The following is a 17,290-nucleotide window of genomic DNA, read 5'->3' as shown; positions in this document are numbered from 1 at the left end:
ACAGGGGTTTATTCGGATTAATGACAATTTCATAGGCACATTACTCTGTATATTCCCCTTTAGCAATACAGGAACTTTCTGTAGACATTTCTCCGCCCAAATATTTAGTTAGCATAGCGTGTAGTTCCGTTTTATTGACTGGTTTTGTGAGATATCCATTCATCCCGGATGCTAACGCTTTATCTATTTCTTCGGCAACCACCGCAGCAGTGAACGCGATAATAGGAATAGTGATGTTAGCTTTTCGCAACGCTAAAGCGGCTTCAGAGCCATTCATTTCAGGCATGTGTAAGTCCATCAATATAAGGTCGAAATGCTGCTTTAGTGCAATATCTACTGCTTCTTTACCGTTATTAGCAAGCGCAACTTTCAATCCTGTGTCTTCTAACAAGGATTTTGCTACGACCTGGTTAATGTCGTTATCTTCTGCAACCAAAACAGTAAGGTTTGAGAACGACGGTGTGCTTTCCTGTTCTTTAGCGCCGATTACACTATCTGCAATTTCAAACGGTAGCTCGAAATAAAATTCACTCCCCTGACCTACCGCGCTTTTCAGATAAACCGTGCCGCCCATAGCTTCAACCAAGCTTTTTACTATCTGTAAACCAAGTCCCGTTCCCCCGTGCATTCGATTAATGCTGCTGTTGGCTTGTGTAAATGCATCGAATACGCGCTCTTGTTCAGAAGCATCAATCCCGTCCCCCGTATCCTTAACTGAAAATCTGACAAATTGATGGGTCTTTGACGCTTCACCTTTCGATAGCCCTAAAGTGACACTGCCCTGATGCGTAAACTTTATCGCGTTGCTCACTAGGTTGTTTAACACTTGAGAAAGGCGCGTTGCGTCCCCTACAACACAAGTATTTAATGTTTTATCTACTTCTATTCTCAGTGAGATACCTTTGTTCTGCGCCAATTGTGCATAAAACGCCACGCAATCTTTGGCAGTACTTTTTAGGTCAAAGGGAATGATCTCCAGCGCAAGTTTTCCCGCATTCAATTTGGAGAGATCTAGTATGTCGTTCAAAATGCGGTTTAGCGAGAGTCCTGAACGCTGAATCTTCTCGAGGTTAGGCCGTGCACTTTCCGAAATATCATGAGAAAGCACTACATCGGTCAATCCCAAAATACCGTTTAATGGCGTGCGAATCTCGTGTGACATAGTGGCGAGGAATCGTGATTGTGCAGCCGACGCTTGCTTTTCGCTTGCAAGCGCCCTGTTTAGCTCAAGAGTTTTGTTTTTACTCTCAACAAGGGCTTTCTCTAATTGGCTCGCTAGAGCATAGATAAGAAGGGACACAACAAGGTTGGTCACACAAAGCCTTAGCCAAAGGCCCTTGTCATAATCCCCTTCGTAAAACGGCACAAGAAAAGTACAGCATGCGAGTACTACCATTGCACTTATTCGCCAACCATTAGAAAGCAGTAAAATGGGAAAAATAGTAGCAATTGGAACTAAGGTTGCGGGCATAAGCCCATTGCTTATTACAAGGTAAGGCGCGACGGGAATGGTGAGTATTGCCCACAATTTCGCCAAAGGTTCTTTGTAGTTAGAAAAGATAATTCCCGCTATCGAAATTGCACACCAAGACAGGCCGAAAAATACTGCCACATACACATTTTGGGGTTGTGCTATGACGATTACCGCTAAGATGAGTAAAGAAAAAACCAGCAGAATTTTGAAGCCAGCTTTTTGCAAGGCCGATGTAACTTCGCCAAATGATTCAGGCTTTGTAGAGTACTGCTTTGGCATTAGGGTTTCTAAGTATTATTAAATGACTAATAACTCAGTATAAGTACCAAACAACAACTCTGCATAAAAATAATGGGGTCAGAGTACATTTCTAGCTGTTTACCGCTAGCTCTACAACCGTACTAATGTACTCTGACCCCATTATTCAAGTTGGCTACCGCTGGGTTCATTACCCTATTAATGTACTCTGACCCCATTATTTGGGTACAAAAAAGCCCCAACCGAGGTTGGGGCTTTTAATGCGTTTAAAAGCGTTAAGTACTTATACGCGCTTAACGGCTACATCTGCTTCGAACTTAGGCTTAACTGCCAAGTCTTCAGAAGGTGGAGCAAACTTAGTTAGGTCAATGCCTGCAACTGCTTGCTTGTACTCTTCAGTGGTTGGGAAGCGACCAAGAACCGTTGAAAGTACTACTAGCGGCGTAGAGCCTAGTAGTGATTCACCTTTCTTCTCAGCAGAGTCAGCTACAACACGACCTTGGAAAAGACGTGTAGATGTCGCGATAACTGTATCGCCTGGCTCAGCCTTTTCTTGGTTACCCATACATAGGTTACATCCAGGACGCTCTAGGTAAAGAATGTTGTCGTACTTAGTACGCGCCGCTTCTTTAGGCTTAGCATCATCGAACTGGAAGCCTGCATATTTCGCTAGAACGTCCCAATCGCCTTCCGCTTTTAGCTCGTCAACGATGTTATATGTAGGTGGAGCTACAACTAGTGGCGCTTTGAATTCAACAGAACCGTTAAGCTTTTCTAGGTTACGCAGCATTTGTGCGATGATTTGCATGTCGCCTTTGTGCACCATACAAGAACCAACGAAACCTAGGTCTACTGGCTTACCATCATAGTAAGAAACTGGACGGATAACGTCGTGGGTATAACGCTTAGATACGTCTTCGTTGTTTACGTCTGGGTCAGCAATCATTGGCTCGTCGATTTGATCTAGATCGATAACCACTTCTGCGTAGTACTTCGCGTTGTCATCTGGCGCAAGCGCTGGCTCTTCACCAGACTTGATTTCAGCAATACGCTTATCAGCTAGGTCAATTAGGCCTTGAAGCATGTTCGCTTCGTTGTCCATGCCCTTGTCGATCATGATTTGGATACGGCTCTTAGCAAGTTCAAGCGACGCAATCATTGTCTCGTCATTTGAGATACAGATTGATGCTTTCGCCTTCATTTCTGCAGACCAGTCAGTGAATGTGAATGCTTGGTCAGCCAATAGAGTACCGATTTGAACCTCAATTACACGACCTTGGAACACGTTCTCGCCAGAGAATTGCTTAAGCATTTGCGCTTGAGTCGCGTGAACCACGTCACGGAAGTCCATGTGCTCTTTCATGCTACCTTTAAAAGTAACTTTCACAGACTCAGGGATTGGCATTGCCGCTTCACCCGTTGCAAGTGCTAGTGCTACCGTACCTGAGTCGGCACCGAATGCTACACCTTTAGACATACGCGTGTGCGAGTCACCACCGATGATAATGGCACGATCGTCTACTGTAATGTCGTTAAGCACTTTGTGAATAACGTCAGTCATTGCATGGTAAACGCCTTTAGGATCACGTGCAGTGATTACACCAAAGTTGTTCATGAACGACATAAGCTTAGGGATGTTAGCTTGTGCTTTTTTGTCCCATACTGATGCTGTGTGACAACCAGACTGGTAAGCACCATCTACAACAGGAGAAATCGTTGAAGCGGCCATTGACTCAAGCTCTTGGCACGTCATTGGGCCAGTCGTATCCTGAGAACCTACAATGTTTACTTTAACGCGTACGTCAGAACCAGCGTGAAGCGGAGCATCTGAATTTACGCCAACTGCATTACGGTTAAAGATTTTTTCAACCGCTGTTAGGCCTTGGCCTTCGTGAGACACTTCTTTCGACGCTGCATATACGGCTGGCGCTTTTGTACCTAGAGTACGTGCTGCGAAAGACTGTAGCTGCTTACCGAATACAACTGCGTAAGAACCACCGGCTTTCATGAACTCCATTTTTTGAGGAGTAAATGATGCAGATACGTCAGCAAGTTCTTCTGAACCGTTGTAAAGCTTCTTCGCCTTAGTATCGATAGTTAGTACAGTACCTGTTGCTACTGAGTACGCTTCTTCAAGTACTGGGTCACCGTTTGCATCGCGAACGATTTCACCATTTTCATCAGTTTTCTTAACCCAGTTCTTAAGGTCAAGACCAATACCACCGGTTACGTCAACAGTAGTAAGGAAGATAGGCGCAATACCGTTAGTACCAGCAACAATTGGCGCTTTGTTTACAAATGGAATGTAAGGGCTTGTTGGCTCACCTGCCCATAGTGCAACGTTGTTAACACCAGACATACGAGATGAACCTACACCCATTGTGCCTTTTTCAGCGATAAGCATCACTTTAGCATTCGGGTGCTTCTTACCAAGTTCAACAATTTCTTGCTGCGCTTCAGGAGAGATCATGCACTGGCCGTGAAGTTCACGGTCGGCACGTGAGTGCGCTTGGTTACCTGGAGAAAGAAGGTCAGTTGAGATATCACCTTCAGCGGCGATGTAAGTCACAACTTCAATTTTCTCTGGAACCTCGGGAAGCTTGGTAAAGAATTCTGCTTTTGCGTAGCTTTCTAGTACGTCTTTAGCAATAGCATTGCCAGCTTTGAATGCATTTTCAAGACGCTCAGTGTCAGCTTCATATAGATAAACTTGAGTCTTCAATACTTCTGCCGCAGGCTTAGCAACCGCTTCGTCATCAGAAAGTGTTAGGTCTAGTAGTACTTCTACAGACGGACCACCTTTCATGTGTGAAAGTAGTTCAAGCGCAAACTCAGGGGTAATTTCTTCTACTTTTTCTTCGCCAAGTACAATTTCTTTTAGGAATTGTGCTTTAACACCCGCCGCAGGTGTAGTACCTGGAAGCGTGTTATAGATAAAGAATTTTAGAGAGTCTTCGCGATGCTCGTTTGTTGTATCTTTAATTTGAGCAATAATTTCAGACAGCAGATCTGCACTGTCGATTGGCTTAGGGTTAAGACCTAGTTCCGTTTTACGGGTTTCGATCTCTGCCAGATATTCTGAATACAAACTCATATAGTTCTCTCGGTCTTAGTTTTACTTGGGCGTAGTGTTAAGTCGGTCTTAGCTATACGCATATAAAAATGAGGGATATTTTAACCGATTTTTAGCGGTTACGTAATGACTGAAAGTAAACAGTTAGGTATTCACCCGCCTAAACTGTCGTTATGTTAAAGCACTTACATTTTTACTAGAAAAACGCATTTTAATTAAAAGCAAAATTAAACCAATAATTTCATATGGTTAGAAGCAAATCATTTGAAATCAATGACGATATTCAGCTTGAATGGTTTGACCAATAAAGATAAATAATAGTGTTGTACTTATGACAGACATTCATTTTATTTATGGTGCTACCAGTACAAATTACCATCAATTTTGAAACAAAATTTCATTTATTCATGTTTTCTGTGCCTAATTTCCTCTTGGCGATACTTCGATCACTCTTCCATTTTCACCATCGGTCAAAAGAAGCAGGTTACCTTGATGGTCAAGCGCAATATCCCGCAGCCGTTCCCCAGGTCCCTCAAAAATTTTTGTAGAGATATATTCGTTCGATACGGCTCTAACTGCATACAAAGCTTTAGCTTTCAAACTGGTAACAAGTAACGTATTAGCTAGCATCGGGAAACGCCCATGGGAATAGTAGATCATGGAGGATGGCGCTATAGAAGGTGTCCAGTCTACAATGGGGCCAGTCATACCCGGATAGGTCGAAAAAGGCGAAATTCTAGCGCCGGAATAGTCTTTGCCCAGTGTAACAACAGGCCAACCATAATTTGCGCCTTGTTGAAGAAGGTTTACTTCATCACCGCCATCTGGGCCGTGCTCATGCAAAAACAGGTTGCCGTCATTCCCCTCTACAAGTCCTTGGGGATTGCGGTGCCCAATACTAAAAATAAAGGGGTTATCAGGAAAAGGAGAGTTGGCCAACGGCTTGCCGTCTATTGTAAACCCTAGCACTTTTCCTAGTTGTGAACTGATAACTTGCGCTTGCTCGCGATAATCAAAGCCATCTCCTGTCGTAACCAAAAAGCCCTGTTTTGTGTTTAAAGCACTGCCCTCTAGTTGAAGCAGTTTCCCACCGTAGTGCACAGGCGTGTCTTTGGCTTGTGCCAGTGCTAACACTGGCTGAATGTTAGTAATGCCAGAAGTAAGGGAAAGCTGTCCTTTTACTATAGCAAGACGGTTTGCACTATCGCTCCCCTTGGAATAACTCAGCAACACGGTTCTGTCTTCAGGGAATTGCGAGGGTATAAGAAGATCGAGTACGCCTCCTTGCCCTTTGGTGTACAAGTCATCGAGCATTAAAGAAAACCGCGCACTTTCCCCCTTATTGTCAATAATTACCAGCTCACCATCTCGCGTTACTATTAATATATGGGTGCTTGCCTGAGCCTTATCGATAACCGTCGTTAAGGCCTTGGGAAACGCCAGTGAGGTAGCGATATCTTCTGTCATGACATGCTGGTCGAAATTTTCATAGGCCGTTAGATTTGAGCTACCTGCTTCACGTTGCTCAGTCTTAGATGCGTGCTTTTGAGTGAGTTCAGAGGCAGTAGTTACGGCAAAAGCAGGAGCCAAAGCAGCTCCCAATAAAGAAAAAGCCAGTAAACTGATCATCGTACGCCATGACTTCATTGTGATTGTCCTCTTTTACTTAACATACTATGGTATACCCTATTGCCACGCTCAAACCATTTGAGGCCTGTTGAGTTTTGTTCTAATGCACTGTGCGACAAATCTTGGACTACAAAAATGAACAACCTAATACGACGCACTATTTTCCATTTTTTACCATCATGGGCCGTCGGCTTTCTACTAGCAAGTACGTTTCACTCGTGTGCCGTTTTAATCGGACTCATTCGAATTGATGTCGATATGAATCCAAGCGATTGGTTTTTCATGATATGGCAAGATGCACTAGGCCTTTTGCCTACTTACGGCGTGATTATTGCCGTTACCTTATTGTTGGCGTTCTTGGCGACACATTTCATTGTTAGACGTCTTAATCAAAATGCTAGTGGCTCTACCAACCGTACCCGATTTATTCTTTTCACAATAGCGGGAGGCCTGTCGTTCTTATTAATGCTCATTGCCATGCAGCCCATATTGAATGTGACCCTAATTGCAGGCGCTCGCACTACCTTAGGACTTACCGCACAATGCATGGCAGGCATCTGTGCTGGTGGGCTATATAGTTACTTAAGTAATAGTTCTACAAACAATTGATAACTAAAAATTATAATACTAAATAACCCAACCCTGATGTAAATGAAAAGTTAAGTTTGCTACTGTAAGGCATAAACACCCTACTTACTTTGCCCTACTAGGAACAAGCAACATGATAACGTGACCTGCTTAGCCGATTATATTGAAAGCGTTTTGCAAAAATTTGCCGACAGGCCAGCGTATACGGCGCTTGGACAAACACTTACATTTGCCGAGATAGACCGTAAGTCATCAGCGTTAGCCCGCTACTTTGTTCACGAAGCTAAATTGTCTCCTGGTACCAAAGTCGCCATACAGCTTCCTAATTTAATTCAAAACCCTATTGTTGTTTATGCTGCCTTACGCGCAGGCCTTGTTGTAGTAAATACAAACCCGCTTTATACCGAACGCGAGATGAAGCACCAGTTCACTGATAGTGGCGCGAAAGCTCTGGTTATTCTGGGTGATTTGCTCCCCAAATTCACTAGCATAAAAGATGATACTAGTATCGAAACCGTTATCACCACATCGGCAACAGAGCTTTTAGACCCTAACACTGCACCAAATCTTGATGGTACGGTTTCATTCACACAAGCAGTGGAGCTAGGCAATACACTGCCTGCATTTGAACGTCCTTCTATTGCTCTAGATGAACTTGCCATGTTGCAATACACCGGTGGTACTACTGGGGTATCGAAGGGCGCAGCCTTAAGTAATAAAAACGTTTTAGCTAACTGCATCCAAATGCTCGACCGTATTGGTGAGGGCTTCAAAGATGGTGAAGAAGTATTGGTATGCCCATTACCGCTTTATCATATTTATGCATTTACGGTTGGAATGATGGCGCTCTTTGCCAAAGGTACTCAGATAATTCTTATACCCAATCCGCGAGATATCGACGGTTTCATTCAAACACTCAAGCCCCATAAAATTTCAGCATTCATGGGGATCAACACCTTGTTTGTTGGTCTTGGGAGACACCCTGAATTTGCAAAGTTAGACTTTTCTAAGTTACACCTCACAATGTCTGGCGGCACCGCACTTACTCAAGCCGCAGTATCCATTTGGCGAGACGTAACCGGGAACACCATCACCGAGGGCTATGGGCTATCAGAAACTGCGCCAGTTGTATCTTTTAACATTCCAGGTAAAGAAGAGATTGGCACGGTGGGGCACGAACTAGAAGGCACTGAAGTTGCGTTACTGGATAGCCATGATAAGCCAGTGGCCGATGGTGAGTCGGGGCAAATTGCAGTTCGCGGACCTCAGGTTATGCTGGGTTATTGGAACCGAGACGACGAAACTGCCAAAGTCATGACCCAAGATGGCTTCTTTAAAACCGGGGACATTGGCATTCGCACCGAATCTGGGGCAATTAAAATTGTAGATCGTTTAAAAGATATGATTATTGTCTCTGGCTTTAATGTCTATCCGAACGAGATTGAAGATGTACTTACAACTCACCCTAGCGTGATGGAAGCCGCAGTTGTGGGTAAACCCGATGAAAAGACCGGTGAGCGAGTATGTGCATTTATTACTGTTTCAAGCGATGTATCGACACAAGACGTCATTGATTTTTGTAAACAGCACCTCACAAATTACAAGATCCCTAAGTCGATCACGATACTTGACGAGCTACCAAAATCTACCGTCGGAAAAATTCTACGTAGAGAGCTTCGTTCGGCTTAATGACTCCCCCACTTGCGCCGCACATTCAGCGCGGTGCTTAATACCTAGTTTTACGCGTTTTCCATTGAAAAATCAGGTTATTGCTACCAAAGGATAATCTGATTTCATTGGAAATAAGCGCGGTACAGACTATAACTTATCTATACCCCATTCACTTTTGTTGCACATATGCAATTTATGACATTGTCTGTCAAAACTAGCCGTCGTTCTGTCCTGCAATTCAACATTGTTGTAGGAGAGTTCACATGAGCGCGCAGCTTTTACAGCGGCAAGCCATGGATAAACACGGCATTGTTGCGACAATGGACGTAAACGGTAAAATTCTAAGCGCTAATGACAAGTGCAGCCAACTATCTGGTTTTTCAATTGACGAGATAATTGGGGAAAATATCTCCGCATTCGATATTACCAATATGTCCGAGCAGGAAAAATCAGATATTTTTGTTTCGCTATCTCAAGGCCAAACCTGGCAAGGCGAGGTACATAGTTTGACTAAGTTGGGCGAGCCTTGGTACGTATTTGCCACTCTGGTTCCCGTCATTAAGTCGCCGCCGCGGGTAGACCACCTAATTGCTATTGCCACCGATATATCAGAACAAAAGCGATTAGAGACGAGACTTTCCGAAGGGCGCGCGTTCTATCGAAGTATCACTGATAGCATCGGCGAGGGTGTGTATGCCGTAAACGGTGAAGGTACAACACAGTTTCTCAATCCCGCTGCCTCGCGATTATTAGGGTGGTCGCTTGACGAATTACAAGGCCGACGTTTCCACGACACGGTCCATTATCAAAAAGGGGATGGAACCCTCCTTCCTAGAGAGCAATGTCCAGTTAACCTCACTATCCGAAGCGGTCAGTCTTACACGTCGTATGAAGACTTCTTCACCGATAAACGGGGCCGCCTTTTTCCCATATCTATTGTTGCGGTTCCTCTGCTCGATAAAGAAGGAAAGCCCGATGGACACGTGGGCGTATTCAACGACATAAGCGGCCAAAAAGCCATTGAACAAAAACTCCAAAAAGCGTATGACGAAGCTCAAAGTGCTAACAAGGCAAAAAGCGACTTCCTTGCCACAATGAGCCATGAAATAAGAACACCGATGAACGCCATTATCGGCCTCACTCACCTTGCCCTAGAATCCACCGACAATGAGCAACGTCAGGAATATTTAGAAAAAGTGCAGCGCAGCTCTACAGCATTGTTAGACCTGATGAATAGCATTCTCGATTTTTCTAAAGTGGAAGCAGATAAAATAGAGATAATTGATGAGCCCTTCACCTTAACAAAAACCATCGATAAACTCGCTCAAGTCTTTCAAGTAAAGGCGCAACAAAAACAGCTTCAGTTGCTTTTCGATATTCGGTGCCATACTAATTTGCAATGCCGTGGCGACAGCGAAAAGATATACCAAATACTGCTCAACCTTTTAAGTAATGCTATAAAATTTACCGCCAGCGGCCACGTAATACTGACGGTTGAAAAGCGCGAAAATCAATTAGCATTCAGTGTTTCCGATACCGGTATGGGTATCAGTGAGCAAGTAAAATCAAAACTTTTCAAAGCCTTTGTTCAGGCTGATGCGTCCATTTCCAGAGAGTATGGGGGAACCGGCCTTGGCCTTGCGATATGTAAGCGTCTGGTTGAACTGATGGGTGGTAACTTAACCTTGGAAAGCGAGGTAGACAAGGGAAGCTGTTTTTCCTTTGCATTGCCTGTCTGTTCTGATGAAGGCCCTGATACAGGCCCTCAACTTCCCGTATCGGTTCCAGACAATGTACTGTGTATTCAAACGCACCAAAGTGTGAGCCAAGGATGCGATATACTTGCGGCGACATTGAACAGACATAACATTCGCTGCCAAATAATAGACCAAGTTGAAGGGCTATTGCCGAGTAAAGCCTCTCAAACTATCGCTTTTTTACCGGATGACGAGCAAAGCTGGAATAGCTTCATCAAACACATGCAGTTTGGTGAATATCAGTCGTTAAACCTTACTACATTAATCAGTCCCCTCAACAAGCAAGACGTGCAAAAGCGAATGGGAAGTGCCCTTGTTCAAAATATAAATATCATTGAGCTTCCGTTTACCGACACAGAACTTATTTCAACACTATCTCCAGCTCAACTATCACTCAGTAAACGGACACTAGAAGGCCTTGAAAGTCGAAAATGGCGAACCAGACGCCTTTTAAACAAACATGTGCTTGTGGTAGATGACGACGCAATTAGTGTAGAGATTAGCCAGCAAATACTTTCTGATCTAGGCATTAATGTTGCTGTTGCTTCATCAGGTGAGCAGGCACTTGCGTTATGCGAAATGAGCAAATTTGACGCTATACTCTTGGATTGCTATTTACCCGGCATATCGGGCTATGAAGTTGCAGAACAACTTACCCAGAAAACAGACTGGTATACGCCAATTATTGCGCTTAGTGCCGATGAGTCTCAGGAGGCTTCTGAAAGCGCGCTTACCGCCGGTATGTGTCAGCACTTGGTTAAGCCCGCTACCGCGGATGAAATCGTTCATACCATCGATATTCACATACATTCAGGTTACATTGAAATAACCCCTCCAGACGAAATGAGCCAGTTTATCTCGTCACTGCTAACGTTTTATAAAACCTACAGTCAGCGTGGTGTTATGTCTGACTTGCTCGATATTTTTCATACACAGACGAACACGTCGAAACTGTTAACCTCTCTGCTTGAAGATGCTCAGCTTATTGGCGCCACAACGCTTGAGCAAAGCCTGCTTCCTCTTATTGAAGCACAAGAGAGAAATGAAGCTGTTAATGCAAAACACGTAACAAACTTATCGTTTCAGCTAGATGCAACGCTACGCCTAATTGCTCACACTATCGATAAGAACGACACCGACAATATCCATCAAAGCGGTACTAACTTCGATAAATCCTCCATGCTATCGACCCTACGCAATGTTGAGCAGGCGCTTCAATCTTATGACGCGAAAGCGGTTGAATACATCAATGCATTGGCAGCCAATTACAGCGACTCGGTCTATGCACATAAAATTAACCGATTGAAGCAGCTTGCTACCATTTACGATTTCGAAAGTGCTCAAGCGGTTATTACGCAACTGATAGGCGATATTACCGATGAATAATCAACGTAATGAAGCACATAGATTTAGCATATTAGTGGTTGATGATGAGCCCGCAAATATCGATATTCTATTAGGCATTTTGGGCCCTTACTATGATGTAAAGGTTGCGCCTTCGGGAGCAATAGCACTTAAGATTACTCAGCAGTTTACTCCCGACCTTATATTGTTAGATATAATGATGCCCGGTATGGACGGGTTTGAGGTATGTAAAAAGCTCAAAGCTAACGAGGCGCTTAGCCATATACCTGTTATTTTCGTTACAGCCTTAACTCAAGGAGAGGACGAAGAAAAAGGTTTCAAACTAGGTGCAGTAGACTACATAACCAAACCCGTATCACCGAGTATCACCCTCGCTCGCGTTAAAACCCACATTAGTTTAGCCCATCAAATGCGGACGGCTGAAAACCTTGTAGCGGCGCGTACTAAGGAACTAAGTAAAAGCCAACAAAGCGCAATCAGCATGCTAGCTGCCGCTGGTCATTACAATGATACCGATACCGGTCATCATATTTGGCGGATGGCAGCTTACAGCCAATGTCTTGCTCTGGCTCACGGTTGGCCTTTCGAAAAAGCGTGCCTGCTCGCGCAAGCTGCTCCAATGCATGACACAGGCAAAATAGGTATTGCAGACGCAATATTAAAAGCACCTCGGCGATTGTCATTGAGCGAAATGGAGGTTATGCGCTCTCATGCTGAAATAGGACACAGAATACTGTCTCAATGTGATACCCCGCTCTTTAACCTCGCAGCCGAGATTGCTTTATGTCATCACGAAAAGTGGGATGGCACAGGCTATCCAAGAGGATTAAGGGAAGAGGCGATACCTGAAAGTGCACGTATCGTAGCTATCGCCGATGTTTTCGACGCCCTTACAATGAAAAGGCCTTATAAAAAAGCGTGGGCTGACGATGATGCTTTTGGTCATCTTAAACGAGGTTCAGGCCAGCACTTTGATCCCGTATTGGTCGACTGCTTTCTTTCAATAAAGGAAGAGGTTTTAGAAACCAAACGCTATTGGAACCAGTTAGAGGCAGAAGGAAAGATGGCCTCGGTGTCTGACTTATTGCCTCAAGTACTTTTCCCTAGCGCATAAAAAAGGTCGAATATTATTCGACCCTTTTAAATGATGTATTAACGAAAGTACGATACTTAACTTGTACCTAGCTCAGCTGCAATGGCGTCTGCCTGACGCTTTTCGCCCTGCACAAACTGCTTCCATTGCTGTGCCATGGCACGACTTTTCTGATGCTTTTCTGCTTCAGCTAGCTGATTAAGCGCAAGGGCATATTGCTTCTTGTTGTAAAGTGCCATGCCTTTAATCAGGTAAACCAAACCAGGGTTTCTCAAATCGCCCTTTTCAACCGCTCGGTCTGCCGCAGCAATTGCATCGTCGAAACGCTCTTCATTAAGAAGAATTTGCGCTAACTGTGCATCTAACTCACCGTCTTCAGACAGTTCAGCCGCTTGCATCATAACGGGAATGGCTTTGTCTTGCTCTTTAGCAAGTGACCAGCTTTGGCCTAAGAACTTAAGGTTGCGCAAGTTTTTCTCTAGCACGCCGTCGTTCATCGCCTGCTCCATCAACTTAGCACCTTTGTAAGGTACGCGATGATAGTAATAAAGCTGCGCCATGTTAAACACATCAGCGGATGTATTAACGAACCCGCGCTGATAAGCGGTTTCCATAATAGCCAACTGCTTGCGCTCTTCGCCTAGCTCACCGTACATACCCGCTAGCTGGATCCAATACTTAGGCTCGTCAAATAGCTTCACCATTTTAACCAGAACGTCTTTAACCTTTTGAGGCTGCTTGAGTTCATAGAAAATAGCACGCTGTAGTATTAACCAACCTTCGTCAGGGATCATGCCTTCCGCTTCGTGATCGGCAACGGCTTCAGAAATCCACGTTGCGGCTTGCTCGTACTGTTTATTCTGATAGTACGCTTGAGCCTTGATGACTTTGTTTTTCACCGGCACAGGGCCCGCATTAAGACTTTCCCAACGCTCTAAGTAAGTGATGGTATCGTCGTAATTACCCTGCATAAGGTTAAGCTGCGCCAAACTGAAAAGTGTAGTCATTTCGAACTTTTCAGGAATAGGCTGTTGCTCTACTACCTTGGCAAACGACTCCAACGCTTTTGCATAGTCTTCGTTGTTGTAATAAATGAAGCCGAAAAAGTTGTACATCATCGCTTTTTCGTAGGCGTTCATAGAATGAGACTTATCTTCCACTTCTTTCAAAATGGAAATAGCTTCTTCTACATTGCCCGCTTCATCAGCTGCCGTTTGTGCACGGGCTAGCTGCTCGTAGACTTTACCGCGAAGCGTAGGCACGCGACGGGTTTGCTTATCGCTAGCTTTTATCTCTTGTCCATCTTGCTGCTCAGCCTCTTGCGCTGTAGCGTTAGAAGCAATGAACATAGTAGGTACAGATACTGTGGCCGATGCAAATGCAAACGCCAGTGCACTAAGCAATGTATTCGTCTGTTTTCTCATCATGTTCTGTTACCCGTCAATTTGGAACGTAATACGGTTTTGTACACCAGACACTTCCGTTGCTTCGCCATTTACCACTCGAGGCTTATATTTGAACTTCATTGCCGCATCAATAGCCGCTTGTTCAAAAATACCTGAAGGGTTAGCTTCAACAACAATTGGGTCGCGTACTGCGCCTTGTTTAGTTACTGTAAATTCAACAATAACGAAACCTTCAATACCCCGTTGAAGTGCACGTCGTGGATACACTGGCGCAACCTTAACAATAGGAAGATATTCACCGTCACCGGATTCGAGGGCCAACCCGCCTTCTAGCGAGATGTCGTCTCCGACTTCAGCACCAAAGTCCATCGACGTACCTTCTGCATCTGGAGAAGGCGAGTCCATTTGAGGCTGCTCCATTTGCGGTGGCGGCTCTTCAGGCTTAGGTGGCTTCTTCGGCTTACGATCTTTTTTCTCAACCTGTTCATCCTGCTTAACCCTTACGAAGTCAAGCACGCTTCCCTTAGGCGGCTCAGTTAGTGCGCTGCCACCCATCTTGATAAGCGATTGCATCAAGAAGAACAGGCCTAACGTGATCGCAAGGGAAATAACAAATGCGATTAAATATCGTGGCATGATTTATTGCTCTTGGGCTGCAATCGAAACATCGTAAACGCCAGCGGCTCGCGACGCGTCCATAACCTTAATCAGTGTTTCTGTTGTGGCTTTTTTGTCAGCCTGAATTACAACAGAACCCTGTGGGTTTTCTGCGCGAAGACGCTCAATGTTCGCTTGCACTGCGCGAACGTCGATACGGCGCTTGTTAATCCAAATTTCGCCTTTATCTGAAATAGCGATAAGGATATTAGCGCGATCCTTTTTCACAGCAGTTGCTGCTTCTGGACGGTTAACATCGATACCCGCTTCTTTCACAAATGACGCAGTCACAATGAAGAAGATCAACATGATAAATACAACGTCCAGCATGGGCGTCATGTCGATGGCTGCTTCTTCTTCATCGACTAAGTTTTGAAAGTGCTGCTTCATAATAAATACCTTACCTTAACGCTTAGCTAGCATTAACGTTGAATAATCAATGCATCCTCAAGATGCGTGCGTTCTGATTTCACCATACGAGTTAACCAGGTAGCGGCGAATACGCCTGAAAGTGCGCCAACCATGCCCGCCATTGTGGGGATAGTGGCTTTCGATACACCTGACGCCATTGAACGAGCATTACCTGAGCCCGCAATCGCCATTACATCGAACACTTCAATCATACCGGTAACCGTTCCCATCAAGCCTAGCAGCGGACAAAGCGCAACCAGTGACTGGATAATTGGGATGCTGCCGTTTAGGCGCATGGTTAACTGTGAAATTGTTTTCTGACGAACCTGCTCTGCGAACCAAGAAGAGCGATCGGCACGTGCTGTCCACATTGCTATCGCTTCTTTCTTGGCTTGCTTGTGCCAAACCATCAGATACATCGCACGCTCGAGGATCAAAAGCCACATAACGAATATCAGCAGACCGATGACCAGGAGAACCTGGCCACCTGTTTCTGTGAAATCGCGAATTGCTTCTAGAAACTCGATCATGATTAGCCTCGCTCAGCGCGCTCTGCAATTACGCCAGACGCCTGTTCTTGTAGGATGTACACAATGTTCTTAGAACGTGTGTTAAGCATTGCATAAAGCAGTGTCATTGGAATCGCTACAACTAGACCTAGTACTGTTGTTACAAGTGCTGTTGAAATACCACCTGCCATCAGTTTCGGGTCACCCGTACCAAACAAGGTGATAGCCTGGAAGGTGTTGATCATACCGGTTACCGTACCTAGTAGACCCATAAGCGGTGCTACAACAGAGATAATCTTAATGATAGTTAGGTTACGACCTAACTTAGGCACTTCGCCCAAAATCGCTTCTGTAAGGTGAAGTTCAAGTGCTTCAACGTCGGCGTCTGGGTGCTCGTCACGTACTTTAAGTACACGGCCAAGCGGGTTGTTTGTGTTTACTTCTTTGCTCTTAAGCTGTTTGTTCACTTTCATGCGAATAAGCGTCAGCGTTACAAGACGCTCAAGGGCAAGTAGAAGACCGAATGCACCAACGATAAGAATGATGTAACCTACAACACCGCCTTGCTCTACACGCTCTTGAAGGTTAGGCGCTTGAACAAGAAGACCTAGGATTGAACCACCCGTTGGGTCGATACCGAACTGCACTAATTCACCGCTTGATGCTTGTAGTTCAGCAGCAGAATCCATGTAACGGTCAGCAGGCTGACGTACAAGTTCAGATACTGTGCCTGTTACACCGTTGTACTCTAGGTATTTACCATCAGCAACAAGTGCAAAAGGACCTACGCGAACAACAGACTTATTCACTTTTTCACCGCCTGCTTCAACAACGTCTGTCTTGAACGTAGTGACTTTGCCGGCTTCAGTCATTTCGCGTTGCATTTCAAACCAAACGCGCTCAATTTCTTCAATTGATGCAAGTTTTGAGCTTGAACCCATGTCTTGTGCCATCTTATCAAGGAAGTCAGCACGGCCAGGGATTTGTGCAGAAACCACTGAGTTATAGAATTTGTTTTTGGTGTCGCCAGCGATTTGCTGAAGCACACCGAATAGCTCTTTAAGTGAACCAAGACGTGTGTCTAGTGCACCGTTTAAGTCAGCCAGTTTGAATTCGTTTTCTTCAAACTGTGTTTCAAGCTGCTCTGATTGTGCAAGCATTTGGTCGCGCTTTTCACGAGTTTCGCGAAGAATGCGATCTTGCTCTGCACGTTGCGCTTGGAAATCACGCTCGCGCTGTTTGTTTTGCTGAGACTGTGCGAACTGACCTTCTTCTAGTTGCTTAAGAAGTGCGTCTAAGTCCATGGCACGGTCGCTTTGTGCGAAAGCACCAACGCTGATGCTAAGGGCTGCTAGACCAACAGCGATACGTTTTACTGTGTTAAACATTCTCATCAACC

The 17,290-nt window shown here is 44.8% G+C and carries 12 protein-coding genes; 4 read left to right on the top strand and 8 right to left on the bottom strand.

The window, feature by feature from the left end; translation table 11 throughout:
• Window positions 1-40 precede the first annotated feature (40 nt).
• The 3 genes from MHN02_RS05575 to MHN02_RS05565 form a co-directional block, all read right to left on the bottom strand.
• Window positions 41-1,753, bottom strand: coding sequence for an ATP-binding protein (locus tag MHN02_RS05575; protein WP_239244977.1), 1,713 nt, complete (start codon window positions 1,751-1,753; stop codon window positions 41-43).
• A 262-nt stretch (window positions 1,754-2,015) separates the two neighbouring features.
• Window positions 2,016-4,826 (bottom strand): bifunctional aconitate hydratase 2/2-methylisocitrate dehydratase, encoded by a 2,811-nt coding sequence (locus MHN02_RS05570; RefSeq protein ID WP_039234948.1) that lies wholly within the window; start codon window positions 4,824-4,826, stop codon window positions 2,016-2,018.
• 399 nt (window positions 4,827-5,225) lie between these two features.
• The gene (locus MHN02_RS05565) at window positions 5,226-6,452 is read right to left on the bottom strand and encodes a PQQ-dependent sugar dehydrogenase (protein ID WP_239244974.1); all 1,227 of its coding nucleotides are present in this window, start codon (window positions 6,450-6,452) and stop codon (window positions 5,226-5,228) included.
• A gap of 117 nt (window positions 6,453-6,569) precedes the next feature.
• Between MHN02_RS05565 and MHN02_RS05560 the strand changes: the two genes are divergently transcribed.
• From MHN02_RS05560 to MHN02_RS05545, 4 genes are all read left to right on the top strand, one after another.
• Window positions 6,570-7,043 (top strand): hypothetical protein, encoded by a 474-nt coding sequence (locus MHN02_RS05560; protein WP_239244971.1) that lies wholly within the window; start codon window positions 6,570-6,572, stop codon window positions 7,041-7,043.
• 153 nt (window positions 7,044-7,196) lie between these two features.
• Window positions 7,197-8,711 (top strand): AMP-binding protein, encoded by a 1,515-nt coding sequence (locus MHN02_RS05555; protein ID WP_239244968.1) that lies wholly within the window; start codon window positions 7,197-7,199, stop codon window positions 8,709-8,711.
• A 245-nt stretch (window positions 8,712-8,956) separates the two neighbouring features.
• Window positions 8,957-11,836, top strand: a complete 2,880-nt coding sequence (locus MHN02_RS05550) for a PAS domain-containing hybrid sensor histidine kinase/response regulator (RefSeq protein ID WP_239244965.1) — start codon at window positions 8,957-8,959, stop codon at window positions 11,834-11,836.
• Window positions 11,829-12,929 (top strand): HD domain-containing phosphohydrolase, encoded by a 1,101-nt coding sequence (locus tag MHN02_RS05545; RefSeq protein ID WP_239244962.1) that lies wholly within the window; start codon window positions 11,829-11,831, stop codon window positions 12,927-12,929. Before MHN02_RS05550 ends, MHN02_RS05545 begins: the two co-directional genes overlap by 8 nt.
• Before the next feature lie 56 nt (window positions 12,930-12,985).
• Here MHN02_RS05545 and MHN02_RS05540 read toward each other — a convergent pair whose 3' ends face one another.
• From MHN02_RS05540 to MHN02_RS05520, 5 genes are read right to left on the bottom strand one after another with little or no spacing between them, the layout of a single operon-like run.
• Window positions 12,986-14,335: a tetratricopeptide repeat protein gene (locus MHN02_RS05540; protein ID WP_014948291.1), complete on the bottom strand. Its 1,350-nt coding sequence runs from the start codon at window positions 14,333-14,335 to the stop codon at window positions 12,986-12,988.
• A 6-nt stretch (window positions 14,336-14,341) separates the two neighbouring features.
• Window positions 14,342-14,950 carry an energy transducer TonB gene (locus tag MHN02_RS05535; protein WP_014948290.1) on the bottom strand — a complete coding sequence of 203 codons (609 nt, stop codon included), beginning with the start codon at window positions 14,948-14,950 and terminating at the stop codon, window positions 14,342-14,344.
• A 3-nt stretch (window positions 14,951-14,953) separates the two neighbouring features.
• Window positions 14,954-15,361 carry a biopolymer transporter ExbD gene (locus tag MHN02_RS05530; protein ID WP_014948289.1) on the bottom strand — a complete coding sequence of 136 codons (408 nt, stop codon included), beginning with the start codon at window positions 15,359-15,361 and terminating at the stop codon, window positions 14,954-14,956.
• Between the two features lie 32 nt (window positions 15,362-15,393).
• Window positions 15,394-15,912, bottom strand: a complete 519-nt coding sequence (locus MHN02_RS05525; protein WP_012517279.1) for a MotA/TolQ/ExbB proton channel family protein — start codon at window positions 15,910-15,912, stop codon at window positions 15,394-15,396.
• Window positions 15,913-15,914: 2 nt separating this feature from the next.
• The gene (locus MHN02_RS05520; protein WP_014948288.1) at window positions 15,915-17,279 is read right to left on the bottom strand and encodes a MotA/TolQ/ExbB proton channel family protein; all 1,365 of its coding nucleotides are present in this window, start codon (window positions 17,277-17,279) and stop codon (window positions 15,915-15,917) included.
• Window positions 17,280-17,290 lie beyond the last annotated feature (11 nt).

It is taken from the genome of Alteromonas sp. CNT1-28, from assembly GCF_022348345.1.
Lineage (GTDB): Bacteria > Pseudomonadota > Gammaproteobacteria > Enterobacterales > Alteromonadaceae > Alteromonas > Alteromonas macleodii.
Note: the sequence above shows the minus strand (reverse complement) of the source record. Positions and strands in the feature narration are given on the sequence as shown.

Excerpts from the sequence above, each read along its gene's own strand:
- MHN02_RS05575 (WP_239244977.1), bottom strand. The coding sequence starts at position 1,753 with ATGCCAAAGCAGTACTCTACAAAGCCTGAATCATTTGGCGAAGTTACA.
- MHN02_RS05570 (WP_039234948.1), bottom strand. The coding sequence starts at position 4,826 with ATGAGTTTGTATTCAGAATATCTGGCAGAGATCGAAACCCGTAAAACG.
- MHN02_RS05565 (WP_239244974.1), bottom strand. The coding sequence starts at position 6,452 with ATGAAGTCATGGCGTACGATGATCAGTTTACTGGCTTTTTCTTTATTG.
- MHN02_RS05560 (WP_239244971.1), top strand. The coding sequence starts at position 6,570 with ATGAACAACCTAATACGACGCACTATTTTCCATTTTTTACCATCATGG.
- MHN02_RS05550 (WP_239244965.1), top strand. The coding sequence starts at position 8,957 with ATGAGCGCGCAGCTTTTACAGCGGCAAGCCATGGATAAACACGGCATT.
- MHN02_RS05545 (WP_239244962.1), top strand. The coding sequence starts at position 11,829 with ATGAATAATCAACGTAATGAAGCACATAGATTTAGCATATTAGTGGTT.
- MHN02_RS05540 (WP_014948291.1), bottom strand. The coding sequence starts at position 14,335 with ATGATGAGAAAACAGACGAATACATTGCTTAGTGCACTGGCGTTTGCA.
- MHN02_RS05535 (WP_014948290.1), bottom strand. The coding sequence starts at position 14,950 with ATGCCACGATATTTAATCGCATTTGTTATTTCCCTTGCGATCACGTTA.
- MHN02_RS05530 (WP_014948289.1), bottom strand. The coding sequence starts at position 15,361 with ATGAAGCAGCACTTTCAAAACTTAGTCGATGAAGAAGAAGCAGCCATC.
- MHN02_RS05525 (WP_012517279.1), bottom strand. The coding sequence starts at position 15,912 with ATGATCGAGTTTCTAGAAGCAATTCGCGATTTCACAGAAACAGGTGGC.
- MHN02_RS05520 (WP_014948288.1), bottom strand. The coding sequence starts at position 17,279 with ATGTTTAACACAGTAAAACGTATCGCTGTTGGTCTAGCAGCCCTTAGC.